Genomic DNA, 17919 nt, shown 5'->3' with positions numbered 1-17919 from the left:
CGCTTACGCCATTTACTTTCATTTACAGCACCGTCACCCACCTTTACAGGCTCTCGGGGGAGTATTCGTCCTGTCGCCAGGCCCGCTTGGGCCGGCTAATTTGAACAAGAGGATGCAGAGATGAAAACTACCCCGAATACCCATATCAAACGTTTCCTGATTGCCGCCAGCGTGGCTTTGGCCATTCCGCTTTCCGCGGTGGCCTTCAGTGGTCACGGCGATCATGCAGGCTGCGGTATGGAAGCGCATGGCGGGCCGGGCCATCACATGATGGGCGGCAACATGATGCCGCCGCATCTGCGTGCCTTGAACCTGACCGAGGCGCAGCAGGACAAGGTGTTCGAGATCATGCATGCGCAAGCGCCGGTGATGCGCGACAAGGCCAAGGCCCTGCGCAAGGCCGAAACCGATCTGCGGGCGCTGACCTCTGCGCCGGATTACAGCGAAGCCAAGGCGCGCGCGCTGGCCGACGAGGCGGCGAAGGCGATGTCGGAAATGACGCTGGCGCGGGCCAAGGCTGACCGTCAGGTATTCGAGGTACTGACGCCGGAGCAGCGCAAGCAGTCGGCTGAAACGAAGCCGACAGAGCGCGGGCCGCGCGGCCGTGGCGATGGTCCGCGCGGCGCTGCGGCTGATGCTGCCAAGCCGGCCGGTCGTTAATTTGGTTATTTGACACTTGGGGGCCGCTGGCCCCCATTTCATTTTTGCCCGTTTTTTACGGTTGACCGTAGCAAGCCCGGTTGACCGTGGAAGTCATCGGCGCCGAACGGATAAGCCGAATCTGCGACAATCGGGCATGTCCGAAAAGCCTTGCCCCGCCGTTCCGTTGCCGATGGCCTGCCGCCCCAATTGCGGCGCCTGTTGCATTGCGCCGTCGATCAGTTCGCTGAACAAGCCGGCGGGGGTGCCATGCCGGCATCTCGATGGCGAATTTCGCTGCCTGATTTTCGCTAGTCCGGAGCGGCCGGATTGCTGCGCTGGCCTGCAAGCGTCGGCCGAGATGTGCGGCTTATCCCGCGAGCATGCGCTCAATTGGCTGGCCGAACTCGAAGTTTTGACACATCCGGGATAGTAGAATGCGGCCTCCCCAACTTGGCACAAGCGCAGGCTGCACCCCATGGACCCGATTCTTCTCCTCAAAGCCCTCATCCTCGGCGTCGTCGAAGGGCTGACCGAATTCCTGCCGATCTCGTCGACCGGCCACCTGATTCTGGCCGGCGATCTGCTAGATTTCAACGATGATCGTGGCAAGTTGTTCGAGATCGTCATCCAGTCCGGCGCCATTCTGGCTGTCGTCTGGGAGTATCGCGAGCGTCTGCTCGTCGTGGCGCGTGGTGCCTTCAGCGACAAGGCAGCGCAGAAATTCATCCTCAACCTGTTCGTCGCCTTCCTGCCGCTGGCCATCCTCGGGCTGGCTTTCGGCAAGGCCATCAAGGCCAATCTGTTCAACCCGATTGCCGTCGCCACCACCTTCATCCTCGGCGCCTTCGTCATTCTGTGGGCCGAGAAGCGCGAGCACACCATCCGCGTCCAGACGGTTGAGGAAATGACCCTGCTCGACGCCCTGAAAATGGGCTTCGCCCAGGCCGTGGCGCTGATTCCCGGCACCTCGCGTTCCGGCGCGACGATCATCGGCGGCCTGCTCTTCGGCCTGTCGCGCAAGGCGGCGACCGAGTTTTCCTTCTTCCTCGCCATCCCGACGCTCGGCGCAGCCACCGTCTATCAGCTCTACAAGGAACGCGCCCTGCTCAACGCCGACGATATCGGCATGTGGGTGGTCGGCTTCATTTCCGCTTTTGTCTCAGCTTTCCTTTGCGTGCGCTGGCTGCTGCGCTTCATTTCCAGCCACGATTTCACGCCCTTCGCGTGGTATCGCATCGTCTTCGGCATCGTTGTCCTGATGACCGCCCACTTCGGCTGGGTGCAATGGACCGCGGGCTGATCCTTTACCTGCACGGGTTCTGCTCGTCGCCGGCCTCGTGGAAATCGCAGTTGCTGGCCGAGGAAATGGCGCGGCGCGGCATGGCGGCGCAGTTCGTCTGCCCGCAACTGTCGTGGGTGCCCGATGAGGCGGTGGCCAGTGTCAGCCGCCTGATCGAACAGGCCGGTGGGCCGGTCACCTTGATCGGCAGTTCGCTGGGCGGCCACTATGCCAACCATCTGGCCGAAAAATACGGCGTGAACGCCGTGCTGATCAACCCGGCCGTGGTTGACCGGCTGGACTTGACACTGTTCGTCGGCGACCACGCCAACTTCCATAGCGGCGAGCGTTTCACCTTCACCGCAGCGCACGCCGCGCAGCTGAAAGCCCAGGTAAGGCAACCGACGCCCGAGCGCTACTGGCTGCTGGCCGAAACCGGCGACGAAGTGCTGGATTACCGGCAGGCCGTGGATTTCTACGCCGGCTGCCGGCAAACGGTGTTGCCGGGCGGTGAACATGGCTTCACGCAATTTCCCGGCTTCGTGCCGCAAATCATTGAATACGCTGGGCTATAATCCGTCGATGAATGTATTGTTTGAAGAAGATGGCGGCTTCAAGGCCGGCAACATCATGGCCGACAACGACAGTTCGTTGCAGGTCGAAATGCCGAGCGGCAAGCGCAGCAAGATCAAGGCCGCAACGGTGTTGCTGCGTTTCGAGAAACCGTCGGCGGCAGCCTTGCTCGATCAGGCAACGCCGCTGGCCGAAGAAATCGAAGCAGAATTCCTTTGGGAGTGCGTGAACGATGGCGAATTTTCGTTTCTTGATTTTGCCCGTGATTACTACGGACACGAGCCCAGTCCGCTCGAAGCGACGGCGGTGCTGCTTGCCGTGCACGCCGCGCCCGTCTATTTCCACCGCAAAGGCAAGGGCCGCTTCCGCAAGGCGCCTGCCGACATTCTCGCAGCTGCTCTGGCCAGCCTTGAAAAAAAGCGTCAGCAAGCGCTCGCGATGGAAGGCTGGATTGGCGAGCTGAAGGAATTCCGCCTGCCGCCGGAAATTGGCGCGCTGACCGACGCCCTGCTCTACGCGCCGGACCGCAACAAACCGGAAACCAAGGCCTTCGAGACGGCTTGTGCCGAAACCGGCCTGACGGCGGCACAAATGCTCTTCAAGTGCGGCGCCATCAAGTCGCCCTACTTCCTGCATTACCGCCGTTTCCTGCACGAACAGTTCCCGAAGGGCGTCGCGTTTCCGGCCCTTGAGGCGCCGAAACTGCCGCGCGATCTGCCGCGGGCCGATGTCCGCGCCTTCTCGATCGACGACGCCAACACCACCGAAATCGACGACGCGCTGTCGGTCGTCAAACTGCCCGGTATCGGTTCGCGCATCGGCATCCACATCGCAGCGCCGGGTCTGGCCATCGCGCATGGCTCGCCGCTCGACGGCATCGCCCGCGCCCGGCTGTCGACGGTTTACATGCCCGGCAACAAGATCACCATGCTGCCCGACGCCGTGGTCCAGAACTACACGCTGGCCGGTGGTGTCGATTGCCCGGCGGTGTCGCTCTACCTGACGGTCAATGAGTCGCTGGAAATCCTCAGCCACGAATCGCGGCTGGAAATGGTGCACATCGCCGCCAACCTGCGCCACCACGAAATCGAGCCGTGGTTCAACGCCGAAACGATCAATGGCCCGCTGCCCGACCAGCCGTTCAAGGACGAACTGGTGCACCTCTGGCATTTCGCCAACGCCTGCGAAGGCCGGCGCGGCAAGCCGTCGGCGATGCAGGGCATCAACGACTACAACTTTGAAATCGGCGGCGATCTGGCCGATCCGGACAGCTGCACCGTCGAAATTTCCGAGCGCAAACGCGGCAGCCCGCTCGACAAGCTGGTCGCCGAACTGATGATCGTCGCCAACTCAACCTGGGGCGGCCTGCTCGCCGAGAAGAACATCGCCTGCCTGTACCGTGCCCAGACGCAGGGCAAGGTCCGCATGACGACCTCGCCGCTGCCGCACGAAGGCCTCGGCGTGCCGCAATACGCCTGGATGACCTCGCCGCTGCGTCGTTACTGCGATATGGTCAATCAATGGCAGCTAATTGCCTGTCTGAAGGGCGAAACGCCGGCTTTTGCCCAAAAATCAGCCGAATTGTTCGGTGCAATGCGCGATTTCGAGCTGACTTACGCCGCCTACGCCGATTTCCAGCGCCAGATGGAGCGTTACTGGTGCCTGCGCTGGATCCAGCAGCATGGTTTGAGCGAGATTGAGGCGACTGTGCGTCGCGAGCAGAGCGTCAAGCTCGACCATCTGCCCTTGTTGCTGCGCGTGCCTTCCCTGCCGGCCGATCTGGTCGCCGGGCAGCGCGTGCGTCTGGCCATTGAAAGTCTTGATCTGCTGGCGCCCGAAGTGAGTTGCCGTTTCCTGAGCCTGCTTGGCGAGAACAATCTGGCCGACGCCACGGAGAGTGAGGAGCAGTGAAAAAAAAGAGACCGTCCCTGCGCGTAGCCCGCGCGGCGAAGCAAGATCGCCGCTTGTGGATTGCGTTGGGCATCTCTGTTCTGTTTCATGCCTTGGTGTTAACCCTGCACTTTACGTTTCCGGATGCTTCCCAAGCCTTCCGCGAAAAGGCCATGGACATCATCTTGGTCAATGCCAAATCCTCGCGCAAGCCGACCGACGCCCAGGCGCTGGCGCAGGCCAATCTCGATGGTGGTGGCAATACCGATGAAAACCGGCGGGCCAAGACACCCTTGCCGCCTTCGCCGCAAAAGAACGACGGCGACGCCATCCAGCAGATGCAGCGCCGCGTACAGGAACTGGAAACCGCCCAGCAAAGGTTGCTCACGCAGGCGAAGAGTCTGCGCAACATTGCCACAGCAACGACAAGCAGCGAACAGCCGGCGCCCGCGGTGCCGGTGGTCAGCGGGCTTGATCTTGCCGAATCGGCCCGGGCCATGGCCCGTCTCGAGGGCGAGATCAGCAAATCGGCGGACGAGTACAGCAAACGGCCGCGCAAGAAATTTGTCGGCGCGCGGACTGAGGAATACGGCCTGGCCGCCTACCTCGATGCCTGGAAACAGAAAATTGAGCGCATCGGCACGCTGAACTATCCGCCCGAAGCGCGCGGCAAGCTCTACGGCGCGGTGGTGATTTTTGTCGAACTGCGGGCCGAGGATGGCAGTCTGTACAGCGCGGAGATTTCGCGTTCGTCCGGGCACAAGATTCTCGATCAGGCGGCGTTGCGCATCCTCCGGATGTCGGCGCCCTTCGGCGCCATTCCGCAGCAGGCATTGGGCGGGGCGACTGTATTGTCCTTTGCCCGGACCTGGTATTTCACGCAGGGCGACGCCCTCAACACGGCCAACAAATGAGCGATCTGTACTGCGTCTTTGGCAATCCGATTGCCCATTCGAAATCGCCGGCTATTCATGCTGCCTTTGCGGCCGAAAGCGGGCAGGATCTGGTCTATGAAGCCCGCCTTGCTGCGGTCGACGGCTTTAAACATGCGATTTCCGAATTTATTGCGGCGGGTGGCAAGGGGGCGAATGTCACGGTGCCATTCAAGGAGGAGGCGTTTCGCCTGGTGACGCGTCTGTCCGAGCGCGCGGCGCGGGCCGGGGCGGTCAACACGCTGGCCTTCAACGGTGCCGAGATTTTCGGCGACAACACCGATGGCGCCGGGCTGGTTCGCGACATCACGCATAACCTCGGCTTTTCGCTGGCCGGCAAACGCATCCTGCTGCTCGGCGCCGGCGGTGCTTCGCGCGGCGTGATCGCGCCGCTGCTGGCTGAACAGCCGGCTTCGCTGTTCATCGCCAATCGCAGTGCCGAAAAAGCTGTCGGGTTGGCGGCGTCGTTTGCCGACATTGCTACAGTTAACGCCGGTGATTTCGCAAAAACCGCTGGTAACAGCTTCGATCTGGTCGTTAACGCAACTTCTGCCAGCCTTTCCGGCGAAAGCTTGCCTTTGCCCCCGGCAATCTTCGCGCCGGGCAGTCTGGCCTACGACATGATGTACGGCAAAGGCGAAACGCCTTTTCTGGCCTTGGCCCGCGAGCAGGGTGCAGCGCAGCGGGCGGATGGTCTGGGGATGCTGGTCGAACAGGCCGCTGAGGCATTTTTCGTTTGGCGCGGCGTGCGGCCAGCTAGCGCTCAGGTGCTGGCTGACCTGAGAGCCAAACTAGCGGCATGAAAGTCGTCGGCCGCTGGTTGAAATGGGCCGTCCTGGGTTTGCTCGGGTTGTTCCTGGTCTGGCAGTTGTGGCTGCTTGGTTGGGTGTTGCTTTGGAGCTGGATGAACCCCGGCGAAACCCGTTTCATGGAAATTCGTCTGGCCGAATTGCGCCAGAAGATGCCTGAGGCTCAGCTCAAAAAACAGTGGGTGCCGTATGAACGGATTTCGATTCATCTCAAGCGCGCCATTATCTCGGCCGAGGATGCCAAGTTCGTCGATCATGAAGGCTTCGACTGGGAAGGCATGCAAAAAGCGATAGAAAAGAACCAGAAGCGGGGGCGTTTCGCCGCCGGTGGCTCGACCATCAGCCAGCAACTGGCCAAGAACCTGTTCCTGACGCCGACCAAGTCGTATTTCCGCAAGGCCGAAGAGGCGATCATCACGCTGATGCTGGAAAACCTGTGGAGCAAGCGGCGGATCCTCGAGGTTTACCTCAACGTGATCGAATGGGGCAACGGTGTCTTCGGCGCCGAAGCGGCAGCTCGCCACTATTACAACGCCAGCGCCGCCCAGCTTGGGCCGGAACAGGCGGCGCGGCTGGCCGGTATGGTGCCGAATCCGCGCTTTTACGACCGCAATCGCAACGCGCCCGGTTTGGGGCGCAAGACGGCGATCATTCTGGGCCGTATGCCGGGCGCCGAGGCGCCGTGAAATATTGCCGGAATAGGGGTTTTCCGCAGTAATTTTGTCGGAACCCGGCTCTTCGCCCGGTGCTAAAATGCCCCACCTTTTGCGGCGCCGCACCATGAGCGAAGAAGCCCAGCTGACCGATACCGAAGACTTGCAGGAGCGCCTCGCCGAGGTGCAGACCCTGCTCGCCCGGCACAAGCTGGTTGAGGAGTTGGTGCACCGGCAGGAAGGGCCGCGCCACGATCTGGTCGAGGACATGGTGCACAAGCAGCATCTGAACGCGCTGCAGGCCCGCCTCGAGCCGATGCATCCGGCCGACATCGCCTACATCCTCGAAGCTTTGCCACAGGACGAGCGCCTGATTGTCTGGGGGCTGGTCAATCCGGAGCTCGAAGGCGAAATCCTGCTCGAAGTGTCGGACGCCGTTCGGGAAACCCTGATCGACTCGATGGAGCGCACCGAGCTGGTCGCCGCCGCCGAAACGCTCGATGCCGACGAACTGGCCGACCTCGCACCCGACTTGCCGCAGGGCGTTATCGACGACGTCTTCCGGGGTTTGCCGATTGAAGAGCGCGAGCAGTTGCGCGCCGCGATGTCCTATCCCGAAGAGTCGGTCGGCTCGATAATGGACTTCGACATGGTGACCGTCCGCGAGGATGTTTCGCTGGAAGTCGTGCTGCGTTATCTGCGCCGCTTCGACGAACTTCCCGATCATACCGACCAGCTTTTCGTGGTTGATCGCAACGAGCACCTGAAAGGTGTGCTGCCGCTCAACATCCTGCTGGTCAACGAAGTCGACGTGGATGTGGCGACGCTGATGCAGACCGACTTTGTCGAGTTCGAGCCCGACGACCTCGCCGAAGAGGCGGCCAAGGCCTTCGAGCGTTACGACCTCGTTTCGGCGCCGGTGCTCGACCCGGAAGGCAGGCTCGTCGGCCGCGTGACAGTCAATGAGGTCGTCGATTACATCCGGGAAGAAGCCGAGCACGAGCAACTGGCCCAAGCCGGTCTGCGCGAGGAAGAAGACATTTTCGCCTCGGTCTGGGACTCGGTGAAAAACCGCTGGGCCTGGCTGGCGGTCAATCTGGTCACCGCTTTTGTTGCCTCGCGGGTGATTGGCGCGTTCGAGGATTCGATTGAAAAACTGGTGGCGCTCGCCGCGTTGATGCCGATTGTCGCCGGCATCGGCGGCAATTCGGGCAACCAGACGATCACCATGATCGTCCGCGCCATCGCCATGGGTCAGGTCCAGCCCGATGCCATGCGTCGCCTGCTGCGCAAGGAATTGGGCGTGGCGACGATCAACGGCCTGATCTGGGGCAGCCTGCTCGGCATCGCCGCGTGGTGGCTCTACGGCAGCGTCAAGCTGGGGTTGGTGATGACCTCGGCAATGACACTTAACCTGCTGCTGGCGGCGTCGGCTGGTGTTGGTATTCCGCTGTTGCGCCAGAAGTTCGGAGCCGATCCGGCGGTGGGCGGTTCGGTGATGATCACCGCGCTGACCGACTCCGGCGGTTTCTTCATCTTTCTCGGGCTGGCTACGCTGCTCCTGATGTAAGGCTGCTGCCACCCAGGCGGTGCAGCATGCGATCGGTGGAGAGCACCATCAAGATGCGGCGCTCGGAGTCGTCGGCATGCGGCTTGACCAGACTTTCGATCGGCGAATTACCCTCGCTCAACATGCCGGGCAGTGCTTCGATGCGGGCTGCCGGAATTTCGCTGACGGCGCCCAGGTGGTCGACCAGGATGCCGAATCGGGCCTTCTGTTCCGGCACCTGGAGAACGACGATCTGCTGCTTGCCGGCTCTGTTCGCCCGGCGGCGCTCGGTCGCCGGCAGGCGCGACGACAGGATGGCCGACAAGTCGAATACGCTGATTGCCTGGTCGCGGTACATCAGGCAGCCGAAGAGAGACTCCGAGACGCCGGGCAACGGGGTCAGGCGGTCGGTGTCGACGGCTTCGACGACATGGCTGGAACGCACGCCGTACCAGTTGCTGCCGACATAAAAACAGGCGATATCGACGCTGTCGACGGCAGCCGCCAGCGGCCGCCGGGCGTAAGTATCGACCAGCGTATCGCGGCGCACCGTCAACTGTTCGGCGTCGACGATGCGATCCGATAGCGGCGAGAAGACCAGAGCCACGACCCCGCCGCGCTGGCTGTCGCCGGCTCCCTGGTATTCACGGTAGCCGGCGCTCATCGACGAGCCGACGGCGTAATAGCAGCCGTTGTAGATGACTACATTGGTGCAGCTGTCGCCCGCGTGCAGATTGAAAAACTCGTAGCCGATCATCAGCCGGCTGCCTGGCGGCAATTCGGGGTCGGTTGCGGCGATGACCCGGCCGTCGCGTCCGGCGAACACGGCAAAGGCGCCGGCCACCGGCTGACCGTCTGGCCGGCGTGGCAGCGCATCGTGCAACATGGCGCGAAACTGCGGCGTGGCATCGAAGACGACAGCAATGCCGCCGACCGGCTCGTCATCGGCAGCGCGCACGCCAGCCGCATAGATGTAGGTGGACTGATTGTCGTACAGCGCGCTCGGCTCGAAGCCGGACACGCTATAGCTCTGCGTGTCGGCCAGGCCGAGGGCCGGCCGCACCCAGCCTTCGCTGAGTATTTTGCCCAGCCAGTCCTGGTAGGCCGGATTGGAGACGGCCAGCACGCGGCCACTCTGGTCGAACAGGATCAGGTTGCTGTAGACGGTGTACAGGCCGTTGATCCGGCGCAGCACTTCGGTCAGCCGCTGGCGCTGTGCCTTGTCGTGCGGGTCGGCCTGAGCCAGCTCCTCGTGGAAACTGCGGGTCAGCGCCCACCAGCGGCAGTCGTTGGCCCGTTCGTAAAGGTTGCGGTCCATCAGTTCGATGGCCAGTGCCGCCTGCCGCGTGCAAGTGGACAACGCTGATGACACCACGGTCTTGTACAGACTGCCGGTCGATTCGCTGAACACCTGGTGGGTGCGCACGCCGGTGCTGCCGATTTCGCGCAGCAACACTTTGGCGAAGTCGGCATTCTGGGCGGCCAGCGCATCGCGCACCAGCCAGACATAGCCGTTCCAGACGGCGCGGTTCAACTCGTGCTGGATGCTCGTGGCGCGCAGCGGAATATTGCGCAGTTCCGGGCTGAACAGGGTGCTGGTCTCCAGCACGCCATCGAGAAAATCTTCCGGCACCTGCTCCAGTTCGTGCGCCTCGGCCATCTCGAAGGCATGATTGAGCGGGGCCAGCGCGTGACCGACCCAGCCCGGCCCGGCGTAGCCCTGGTAGCCCTGGGTTGGCCGGCTGGTTGCCAGGTATTCGCGGCCGGCGAAACGGACCACCCGGCAGGCAGCATCGTCCACAATCTCCAGCCGGACCCCGGCCGGAAACTGGTAGGGGTCACTGCTGGCGATGACTCGGCCCTGCGTGTCAAGCAGGGTAATTACCGTCCACTCGTCTTCGCCAATCAGGCTGTCGAAAATCCGCCGGCACTCGTCCTGGAAGCGGAAGCACAGGCACAGCACGCCGAGCGGCCGGCTACCGTCGGTGGCCATGACGCGATAGGCATAGACCAACGGGCTGGTTTCGCCGGGCAGCAGATCGGTCGGGCGGAACACTTCGACATAGGCCTGCTCGGTAGTGAGTGCTTCCTCGAGCAAAGGGTCGGCCGAGCGGACGACGGGGTTGCCTTCATCTAGCTGGGCCAGCACCTCGCCGGTCGGTGAGAGCAGGATGATGTTGTGGTAGACGGAGTATTTGCGCACATATTCGGCGAAATGCGCCTGCAAGGCCTGGCGTTCAGCCGCCAAGCCGGCGGCTGGCACGGCTTCGGTCGCCTCGGCGAAGGTGCGGATTTCGGCATCGCTGGCCAGAAAGCCGATATCGGCTGTGCGCTCGAACAGGTTGCGGGTCAGGATGTCGATGGCCACCCGGGCGCAAGAGTCGAGGTTAAGGGCGGCTTTCTGGTAGTGCTCGCGGGCCAGTTGGTCGAGCAACTGGCTGGCCAGTTCGTTGAAATCCTCGCGCATGCGGGAAATATCGGTGCCGGAGCAGAGCAGTTGGCCGAGCAGGCTCAGGTTGTCGTAGGTCGACTGGATTTCGGTCAGGCGCTTCTGGTCGGCGCGCAGCCCTCCCATGAAGCCGGACAGATAATCGAGGGTGTTTTTCGAACGTGATCCAATGCGCTTGCTCATGCTAACTCTCCCTTTTTGCAATGTACGGTGACCATCCTGGAGGATGTTGCAGTACAGCAAAAAGGGTGCCGGCCGTGCTAAATGCCGAATTTCAGCGGGTGGTGCCAAACTGGTGCACCAATTGGGTGCCTTTGGCATTCAGCCATCATGGCGGGCACCGCGGCAGTGCGCCAACTCAGGGTGAACCCGGCGTCACCAGTTTGAGACCGACAATGCCGGCGACAATCAGGCCGATGCAGACGAAGCGCAGCACCTCGCGCGATTCGCCGAACAGGAAGACGCCGAGGATCGCCGTGCCAACTGCGCCGATGCCCGTCCACACGGCGTAGGCCGTGCCCAGCGGCAGCACTTTGAGCGACCAGCCGAGCAGGACAACGCTGGCCGTCATCGCCACCAGCGTCGCGACTGACGGCCACAGGCGACTGAAGCCCTCGGTGTATTTCAACCCGACCGCCCAGCCGACCTCGCAGAGGCCGGCGATGAACAGGATCAGCCAGGCAGAACCCGAACTCACTTCAGCGTGGCGAAGTAGGCGTCGGCAGCAGCGATGGTCGCTGCGATGTCGGCGTCGGAATGGGCCGCCGAGACGAAGCCGGCTTCAAAGGCTGACGGCGCGAAGTAATGGCCGGCGTCGAGCATGGCGTGGAAGAAACGGTTGAAGGCTTCCTTGTCGCAGGCCAGCACTTCGTCGTAGGTGCCCGGGCATTTTTCGGCGAAATAGAGGCCGAACATGCCGCCGATGTTCTGGGCGGAGAAGGCGACGCCGTGCTTCTTCGCAGCGCCGACCAGACCGTCGCACAGCGCCTTGGTCTTGGCCGTCAATGCTTCGTAGAAACCCGGCGTCTGAATGAGCTTCAAAGTGGCCAGCCCGGCCGCCGTGGCGATCGGATTGCCGGACAGCGTGCCGGCCTGATAGACCGGGCCGAGCGGTGCGATCTGTTCCATGATCTCGCGCTTGCCGCCAAAGGCGCCGAGCGGCATGCCGCCGCCAACCACCTTGCCGAAAGTGGACAGGTCGGGCGTGATGCCAAACAGTCCCTGCGCACTCTTCAGGCCGACACGGAAACCGGTCATGACTTCGTCGAAAATCAGCACCGAGCCGTTCTTCGTACACAGCTCGCGCATGGCATTCAGGAAGGCCTGGGTCGGGGCGATCAGGTTCATGTTGCCGACCACCGGTTCGACGATGACGGCGGCAATCTTGTCGCCATGCTTGGCAAACGCCTCGGCCAGTTCCTGCGGATCGTTGTAGGTCAGGACCATGGTGTTCTCGGCCACGCCAGCCGGGACGCCGCTCGACGAGGGGTTGCCGAAGGTCAGCAGGCCCGAGCCGGCCTTCACCAGCAGACCGTCGGAATGGCCGTGGTAGCAGCCTTCAAACTTGATCAGGACGTCGCGGCCGGTGTGGCCACGGGCCAGGCGGATGGCGCTCATCGTTGCCTCGGTGCCGGAGGAAACCAGACGCACCATGTCCATCGACGGGACCAGTTCGCAGAGCAGGTCGGCGATATCGACTTCCTTCTCGGTCGGCGCGCCGAACGACAGGCCATCGACGACGGCAGCCTGAACAGCAGCGATGACGTCCGGATGGGCGTGGCCGAGGATCATCGGGCCCCACGAGCCGACGTAGTCGGTGTACCACTTGCCGTCCGCGTCCTGCACCTTGGGGCCGACACCCTTCTGGAAGAAACAGGGTGTGCCGCCGACCGAGCGGAAGGCGCGGACGGGCGAATTGACGCCGCCCGGAATGTGGCGCTGGGCACGTTCGAACAGTTGCTGGTTGCGTGAGGTCATGACTGGGTTTCCTCGAAAAGACGTTGATAGGCGGTAGCGCGCGCCGTGATGTCGGGGGCGCTGAACAAGTCGGTGATGACGGCGAGCAGGTCGGCGCCAGCGGCGATGAGCGGTGGGGCATTATCGAGCGTGATGCCGCCGATGGCGCAGCTTGCTACGGTCAACCGGGTTTTTGCCGCAAAAAACAAATCGGTTCCGGCGAGTGGGGCGTTCGGTTTGGTCGGTGACGGATAGGCGGCTCCGAAGGCGACATAATCGACTCCGGCCGCCGCAGCTGCCTGCGCGGCAGCCAAGTCGGCGTAGCACGAGGCGCCGAGAATGCGATTTGGACCGAGCATGGCGCGGGCCGCCATGAGGTTGCCGTCATCCTTGCCCAGATGTACGCCGTCGGCTCCGACGAGAACGGTCAGGGCCAGATCGTCGTTGATCAGCAGTTTTGCGCCGAAGCGGCGGGTCAGTTCGCGTAGCGCCCGGGCGCGGGTGACGCATTCGGGCATCGCGCTGGTTTTGTCGCGATATTGAACGATGCGGCAACCGCCGGCCAGGGCGGCTTCAATCTCGCTCAGCAGGCGAGTCCCATCTTCGTATTCCGGGGTTATGGCGTAAAGGCCGCGCAATTTATGCCCCATTGGTCTTGGCTCCATCTTTTTTTTCGGCCTCGTCATCGTCGCCGCGAGCCCAGAAAAAGCGGTCCGGGATGAACTGCCCCATGCCGGCCCGGAAGCCGGCGGCCAAGGCTTGCCACGTGTAATCCTGGGCATCGCGCACGGCGTCTTCCATGCTGGCTCCTCCGGCAATGCAGCCGGCAATGGCCGAAGCCAGCGTGCAACCGGAACCGTGGTAGCTGCCTGGCAGGCGTTCCCATTGGTCGTGCCGAATCTCTCCCTCGGCGCCGTAAAGCGTGTTAACGACGTTCGGAGTGTTTTCATGCGTGCCGGTAATCAGCACATACTGCGCCCCCATTTCGATCAGGCGCTGGGCGCAGACGTCGATCGACGGCTCGCCTTCGTCCTCGTCGCTTTCGGCCAGTCGCCGCGCTTCCGGCGCGTTGGGGGTGAGCAAGGTGGTTTGCGGCAGCAACATTTCGCGGATCGCCGAAATAACCTCCTCGCTCGACAACTCGTCGCCCCGCCCGGAAGCAAGCACCGGGTCGAAGATCACCGGGATTTCCGGGTAGTCCGAAATGATTTCGGCCACCGCAATGACGTTCTCGACGCTGCCCAGCATCCCGATCTTGAAGGCGGCCACCGGCATGTCCTCGAGAACCGTTCGCGCCTGCTGCTCCAGCAACTCGGCGCTGACCGCCTGTACGCTCTGCACGCCCACCGTGTCCTGTACGGTCAGCGCCGTCAGGGCGCTGAGCGGATGGCAGCCAAGACTGACCAAAGTGAGTATGTCGGCCTGCATGCCGGCGCCGGCTGACGGGTCGCTGGCCGAAAAGACCAGCACCATCGGTGGACAGGGCGGCGTGGGGGTGGTGGAATTCATTGTTATTCGCGCCCTTGGCGGGAGCGAAGGGAATTGGGTAAGATGGCCGCGATTTTATCCGAATCTCGAGGTGGCCGAAGTGCTCATCGGAAAGCTGTGACACTGTTATAGGCATTGCCTCGCCGTAATACTTCCGTAGTATGATGCACCGATAACGCCTCCGTCAGAGGCACAGGGGACAGGGAAAGTGGCTGATTTATCCAGACTGCGCGGCGTCAGGGTCATGGTCATCGACGACAGCAATACGATACGGCGCAGCGCCGAGATATTTCTCGTGCAGGCGGGGTGTCAGGTTGTCCTGGCTGAAGACGGGTTCGATGCGCTGGCCAAGATCGCCGACCATCAACCCAGCGTCATCTTTTGCGACATCATGATGCCGCGTCTCGACGGCTATCAGACCTGCTCGCTGATCAAGAAGAATCCCAAATTCAAGGCCACGCCGGTCATCATGCTTTCGTCCAAGGACGGCCTGTTTGACCGGGCGCGCGGTCGCATGGTCGGCTCCGACCAGTACCTGACCAAACCATTCACAAAAGACAGTCTGCTGCAAACGGTCGCCACGTTTGCCTTGCCGGCCGAGACAGAATCCAATACGTAGCTCAGGGAGAGCACATGCCCGTAAAGAATATCCTCGTTGTCGACGATTCGCCCACTGAGCGATTTTTTACCGTCGATATGCTTACCAAGGCCGGCTATCAGGTGACCACTGCAGAAAATGGCGAGGAGGGGATCGCCAAGGCCAAGGCCAGCAAGCCCGATCTGATTCTGATGGACGTCGTGATGCCAGGGCTGAACGGCTATCAGGCAACGCGCACCCTGACCCGCGATGAAGAAACCAAAAATATCCCGATCATTGTCTGTACCACCAAGGGGCAGGAAACCGACAAGATCTGGGGCTTGCGCCAGGGTGCAGTCGACTACCTGGTCAAGCCGTTAAATCCGGAGCAATTGCTGCAACGAATCGCCGCGCTGCCGTAATCCAGATGGCCCGGAAAACCAGTCTTCGTGATTTTCAGGAATATCTGGCGACGCGTCTGAGCAATGCGGCCAAGGGTAAGGGGTCGTCGTCCTGGCTGGGTGTCGAGGCCGGTGGCGAATCCTGGCTGGTTGATCTGTCAGACGGTGGAGAGATCGTTCAGGCCTCTCTGCTGGCGCCGGTCCCCATGACCCGCCCGTGGTTTGCCGGGATCGCCAATATTCGCGGCAACCTGCATGCGGTCAGCGACTTTTCGCTTTTTCGCGGTGGCCCGCCCATCGTCCAGAATGCCAACGCCCGCTTGCTGCTGATCGGTGCCCGCCACGGCGTCAATGCAGCGCTTCTCGTTTCGCGCATGCTTGGCCTGAAAAACCCCGATGATTTCACTGTCGAACCGGCCGATGCTTCGATGCCGGCCTGGGGCAGGCAGCGTTTTGCCGATACGCAGGGAAAAGTCTGGCACAAGCTTTCGGTGCGCGAACTGCTCGCCGATCAGGATTTCATGAATATCGGGGTTTAACAGAGGGCTTTCGCCCCTACCCCAAGTGGAGGATTTCCATGGCTTTCAGTTTCAAGCTTCCGAAGATTGCAGGTGTCGGTGGGGCATCATCCCAGATGACCGTTTCGGCCGATATGCTTCCGGGCAAAATGCCGTTGCCTGCTTTCCTCGCCGGTCAGCCCGTCGTGCAGCAGATGAAGATACTGGGCGGTATCTTCATCGCCCTGCTCCTGCTGATTGCCGGCCTGGTTTTTCACGACAACCGTGAGTCGACCCACAACACGGCTTACATCGCGGCCTCGGGCGAAATGCGCATGTTGTCCCAGCGGCTGGCCAAAGCGTCGTCACTGGCCCTGCAGGGCAATGCTGTGGCCTTTACGCAGTTGAAAGAGTCACGCGAAACCTTCGGCAAACTTTTCGATCAGCTCTCGAATGGTGGCGAAATCGGCAATGTCAGCGTTCCGCCTTCGCCCGACAGTGTTCGTCCGCAGCTTGAAGCCCTCGGGGAGCGCTGGGCGACGACCGACAAGGACGCCGAAACGGTGATTGCCCAGGAGGCTAACCTCGTGGCACTGGGCAAGAACGTCGCGACCATCGATAACAAGAATTCGGCGATGCTTGAATTGACCGAGCAGTTGGCTACCCTGAAGCTCCAGGGCGGCGCATCTTCGCGCGACATTGCCTCGTCCAACCAGCTGGTCATGCTCACCCAGCGCATCGCCAAAAACGCCTCGGCCCTGCTCGTCGGTGATGAAATCAATCCGGAAGTAGCCTTCCTGCTCGGCAAGGATACCAACGCTTTCCGCGATATCCTGGGCGCCCTGAGCAAGGGCGGCAACGATGCCGATAGTCGCAGCAAGCTCGACAATCTGGAGGTGGCCTTCAAGGAGTATCAGGGCGCAATTGCCAGCATTCTCGGCAACATGCAGCCGCTGGTCCTTTCCAAGCAGGCCGGTTCGCGGATTTTCCGCGAGAGCGAGGATTTGCTGAAAGCAACCGACGAACTCGCCGTGGGTTATCAGCAGGGCCTGGCTGAACGCGGCATGTATATCGTGCTGCTGATCGCGCTGACCTTGATTGCATTGGCCACGCTGGCCTTGCTGGCCAAGATTTATCTTGACGATACCGGGCGTCGCGCCGCAGATGCGGAAGACCAGCGTCACGCCTCGGAGCAGACCAACCGCGAAAATCAGGACGCTATTTTGCGGCTGATGAACGAACTGGGCGACCTAGCCGACGGTGACCTGACCGTTACCGCGACCGTCAGTGAAAACATCACGGGGGCCATCGCCGACTCGATCAACTACACCATTGAAGAGCTCCGCGTGCTGGTCGGTCGTATCAACGATGCGGCCAACCGCGTGACTGCGGCAACCGAAATCGCCCGCCAGACCTCGGCCGAACTGCTCGACGCGGCCGAACGCCAATCCTCGGAAATTCAGGAGGCAGGTCAGTCGGCTCTGGAAATGGCCCGTTCGATGTCCGAGGTTTCCGGCAACGCGACGGAGTCAGCCCAGGTTGCCCGGCAGTCGCTGCAGGCCGCTGAAAAGGGTACGCAGGCTGTGCAGGATTCGATCAAGGGCATGAACGAAATTCGCAACCAGATTCAGGAAACCTCGAAGCGCATCAAGCGCCTTGGTGAAAGCTCGCAGGAAATTGGTGAAATCGTGGAACTGATTTCCGACATTACCGAGCAGACCAACGTGCTGGCGCTCAACGCTGCCATTCAGGCCGCCTCGGCCGGCGATGCCGGGCGCGGTTTTACAGTGGTTGCCGAGGAAGTGCAGCGGCTGGCCGAACGTTCCGGCGAGGCAACGAAACAGATTGCGGCGATTGTGAAGACCATTCAGACAGACACACAGGATGCTGTGTCCGCCATGGAACAGTCGACCCGCGGTGTAGTCGAAGGGGCCAAGCTGTCCGATGCGGCCGGTCAGGCGCTGTCCGAGATCGGCGACGTGTCGCGCAATCTGGCCGACCTGATTCAGAGCATTTCCACCTCAACCCAGAATCAGGCGGATTCGGCCACCCAGGTGGCGCGCCTGATGCAGGACATCCTGCACGTTACGGAACAGACAACGGCCGGTACGCAGCGTACAGCGCAGGCGGTCGATGAACTGACCGCGCTGGCTTCCGAATTGAAGGGCTCGGTCGCCGGCTTCAAGGTCGACTGACGATAATCGCGAGAGATTATGAACGCGGC

At 62.0% G+C, this 17919-nt stretch carries 17 protein-coding genes; 12 read left to right on the top strand and 5 right to left on the bottom strand.

The window, feature by feature from the left end; all coding sequences use genetic code 11:
* Window positions 1-120: 120 nt before the first annotated feature.
* From KI613_RS19670 to mgtE, 8 genes are all read left to right on the top strand, one after another.
* Complete coding sequence (locus tag KI613_RS19670) at window positions 121-660, top strand: Spy/CpxP family protein refolding chaperone (RefSeq protein ID WP_226402675.1); 540 nt, start codon at window positions 121-123, stop codon at window positions 658-660.
* A gap of 457 nt (window positions 661-1117) precedes the next feature.
* A complete protein-coding gene (locus tag KI613_RS19660) occupies window positions 1118-1942 on the top strand; it encodes an undecaprenyl-diphosphate phosphatase (RefSeq protein WP_226402673.1) in 825 nt (274 codons plus the stop codon).
* Window positions 1927-2496 (top strand): YqiA/YcfP family alpha/beta fold hydrolase, encoded by a 570-nt coding sequence (locus tag KI613_RS19655; RefSeq protein WP_226402671.1) that lies wholly within the window; start codon window positions 1927-1929, stop codon window positions 2494-2496. The genes KI613_RS19660 and KI613_RS19655 overlap by 16 nt, the downstream gene beginning before the upstream one ends.
* A gap of 7 nt (window positions 2497-2503) precedes the next feature.
* Window positions 2504-4405 (top strand): ribonuclease catalytic domain-containing protein, encoded by a 1902-nt coding sequence (locus tag KI613_RS19650; RefSeq protein ID WP_226405784.1) that lies wholly within the window; start codon window positions 2504-2506, stop codon window positions 4403-4405.
* The gene (locus tag KI613_RS19645; RefSeq protein ID WP_226402669.1) at window positions 4402-5298 is read left to right on the top strand and encodes an energy transducer TonB; all 897 of its coding nucleotides are present in this window, start codon (window positions 4402-4404) and stop codon (window positions 5296-5298) included. The genes KI613_RS19650 and KI613_RS19645 overlap by 4 nt, the downstream gene beginning before the upstream one ends.
* A complete protein-coding gene (gene aroE, locus KI613_RS19640; protein ID WP_226402668.1) occupies window positions 5295-6119 on the top strand; it encodes a shikimate dehydrogenase in 825 nt (274 codons plus the stop codon). The genes KI613_RS19645 and aroE overlap by 4 nt, the downstream gene beginning before the upstream one ends.
* Window positions 6116-6811: a monofunctional biosynthetic peptidoglycan transglycosylase gene (gene mtgA / locus KI613_RS19635; RefSeq protein WP_226402666.1), complete on the top strand. Its 696-nt coding sequence runs from the start codon at window positions 6116-6118 to the stop codon at window positions 6809-6811. Before aroE ends, mtgA begins: the two co-directional genes overlap by 4 nt.
* Before the next feature lie 94 nt (window positions 6812-6905).
* Window positions 6906-8348, top strand: a complete 1443-nt coding sequence (gene mgtE / locus KI613_RS19630; RefSeq protein ID WP_226402664.1) for a magnesium transporter — start codon at window positions 6906-6908, stop codon at window positions 8346-8348.
* Here mgtE and KI613_RS19625 read toward each other — a convergent pair.
* The 5 genes from KI613_RS19625 to thiD form a co-directional block, all read right to left on the bottom strand.
* Entirely contained in the window at window positions 8329-10959 is a 2631-nt protein-coding gene (locus KI613_RS19625) for a chemotaxis protein CheW (RefSeq protein ID WP_226402662.1), read from the bottom strand. The two genes, mgtE and KI613_RS19625, sit on opposite strands and share 20 nt — an antisense overlap.
* 175 nt (window positions 10960-11134) lie before the next feature.
* The gene (gene sugE / locus KI613_RS19620) at window positions 11135-11473 is read right to left on the bottom strand and encodes a quaternary ammonium compound efflux SMR transporter SugE (RefSeq protein ID WP_226402660.1); all 339 of its coding nucleotides are present in this window, start codon (window positions 11471-11473) and stop codon (window positions 11135-11137) included.
* Window positions 11470-12753, bottom strand: coding sequence for a glutamate-1-semialdehyde 2,1-aminomutase (hemL, locus tag KI613_RS19615; RefSeq protein ID WP_226402658.1), 1284 nt, complete (start codon window positions 12751-12753; stop codon window positions 11470-11472). Before hemL ends, sugE begins: the two co-directional genes overlap by 4 nt.
* Entirely contained in the window at window positions 12750-13382 is a 633-nt protein-coding gene (gene thiE / locus KI613_RS19610) for a thiamine phosphate synthase (protein ID WP_226402656.1), read from the bottom strand. Before thiE ends, hemL begins: the two co-directional genes overlap by 4 nt.
* Window positions 13372-14241 carry a bifunctional hydroxymethylpyrimidine kinase/phosphomethylpyrimidine kinase gene (thiD, locus tag KI613_RS19605; RefSeq protein ID WP_226402654.1) on the bottom strand — a complete coding sequence of 290 codons (870 nt, stop codon included), beginning with the start codon at window positions 14239-14241 and terminating at the stop codon, window positions 13372-13374. The genes thiE and thiD overlap by 11 nt, the downstream gene beginning before the upstream one ends.
* Window positions 14242-14464: 223 nt before the next feature.
* On the opposite strand from thiD, the gene KI613_RS19600 reads away from it, so the two are divergent.
* Genes KI613_RS19600 through KI613_RS19585 form a run of 4 tightly spaced genes read left to right on the top strand, consistent with a single transcriptional unit; the run spans window position 14465 to window position 17890 of the window.
* Window positions 14465-14839 carry a response regulator gene (locus KI613_RS19600; RefSeq protein ID WP_226405783.1) on the top strand — a complete coding sequence of 125 codons (375 nt, stop codon included), beginning with the start codon at window positions 14465-14467 and terminating at the stop codon, window positions 14837-14839.
* Window positions 14840-14853: 14 nt separating this feature from the next.
* The gene (locus KI613_RS19595) at window positions 14854-15219 is read left to right on the top strand and encodes a response regulator transcription factor (protein ID WP_226402652.1); all 366 of its coding nucleotides are present in this window, start codon (window positions 14854-14856) and stop codon (window positions 15217-15219) included.
* Between the two features lie 5 nt (window positions 15220-15224).
* Complete coding sequence (locus tag KI613_RS19590; RefSeq protein WP_226402650.1) at window positions 15225-15737, top strand: chemotaxis protein CheW; 513 nt, start codon at window positions 15225-15227, stop codon at window positions 15735-15737.
* A gap of 38 nt (window positions 15738-15775) precedes the next feature.
* A complete protein-coding gene (locus KI613_RS19585) occupies window positions 15776-17890 on the top strand; it encodes a methyl-accepting chemotaxis protein (RefSeq protein WP_226402648.1) in 2115 nt (704 codons plus the stop codon).
* Window positions 17891-17919: the final 29 nt, after the last annotated feature.

Source organism: Ferribacterium limneticum, assembly GCF_020510585.1.
In the GTDB taxonomy this organism is placed as follows: domain Bacteria; phylum Pseudomonadota; class Gammaproteobacteria; order Burkholderiales; family Rhodocyclaceae; genus Azonexus.
The sequence above is the reverse complement of the archived record's forward strand: the minus strand, read 5'-3'. Positions and strand labels throughout refer to the sequence as shown.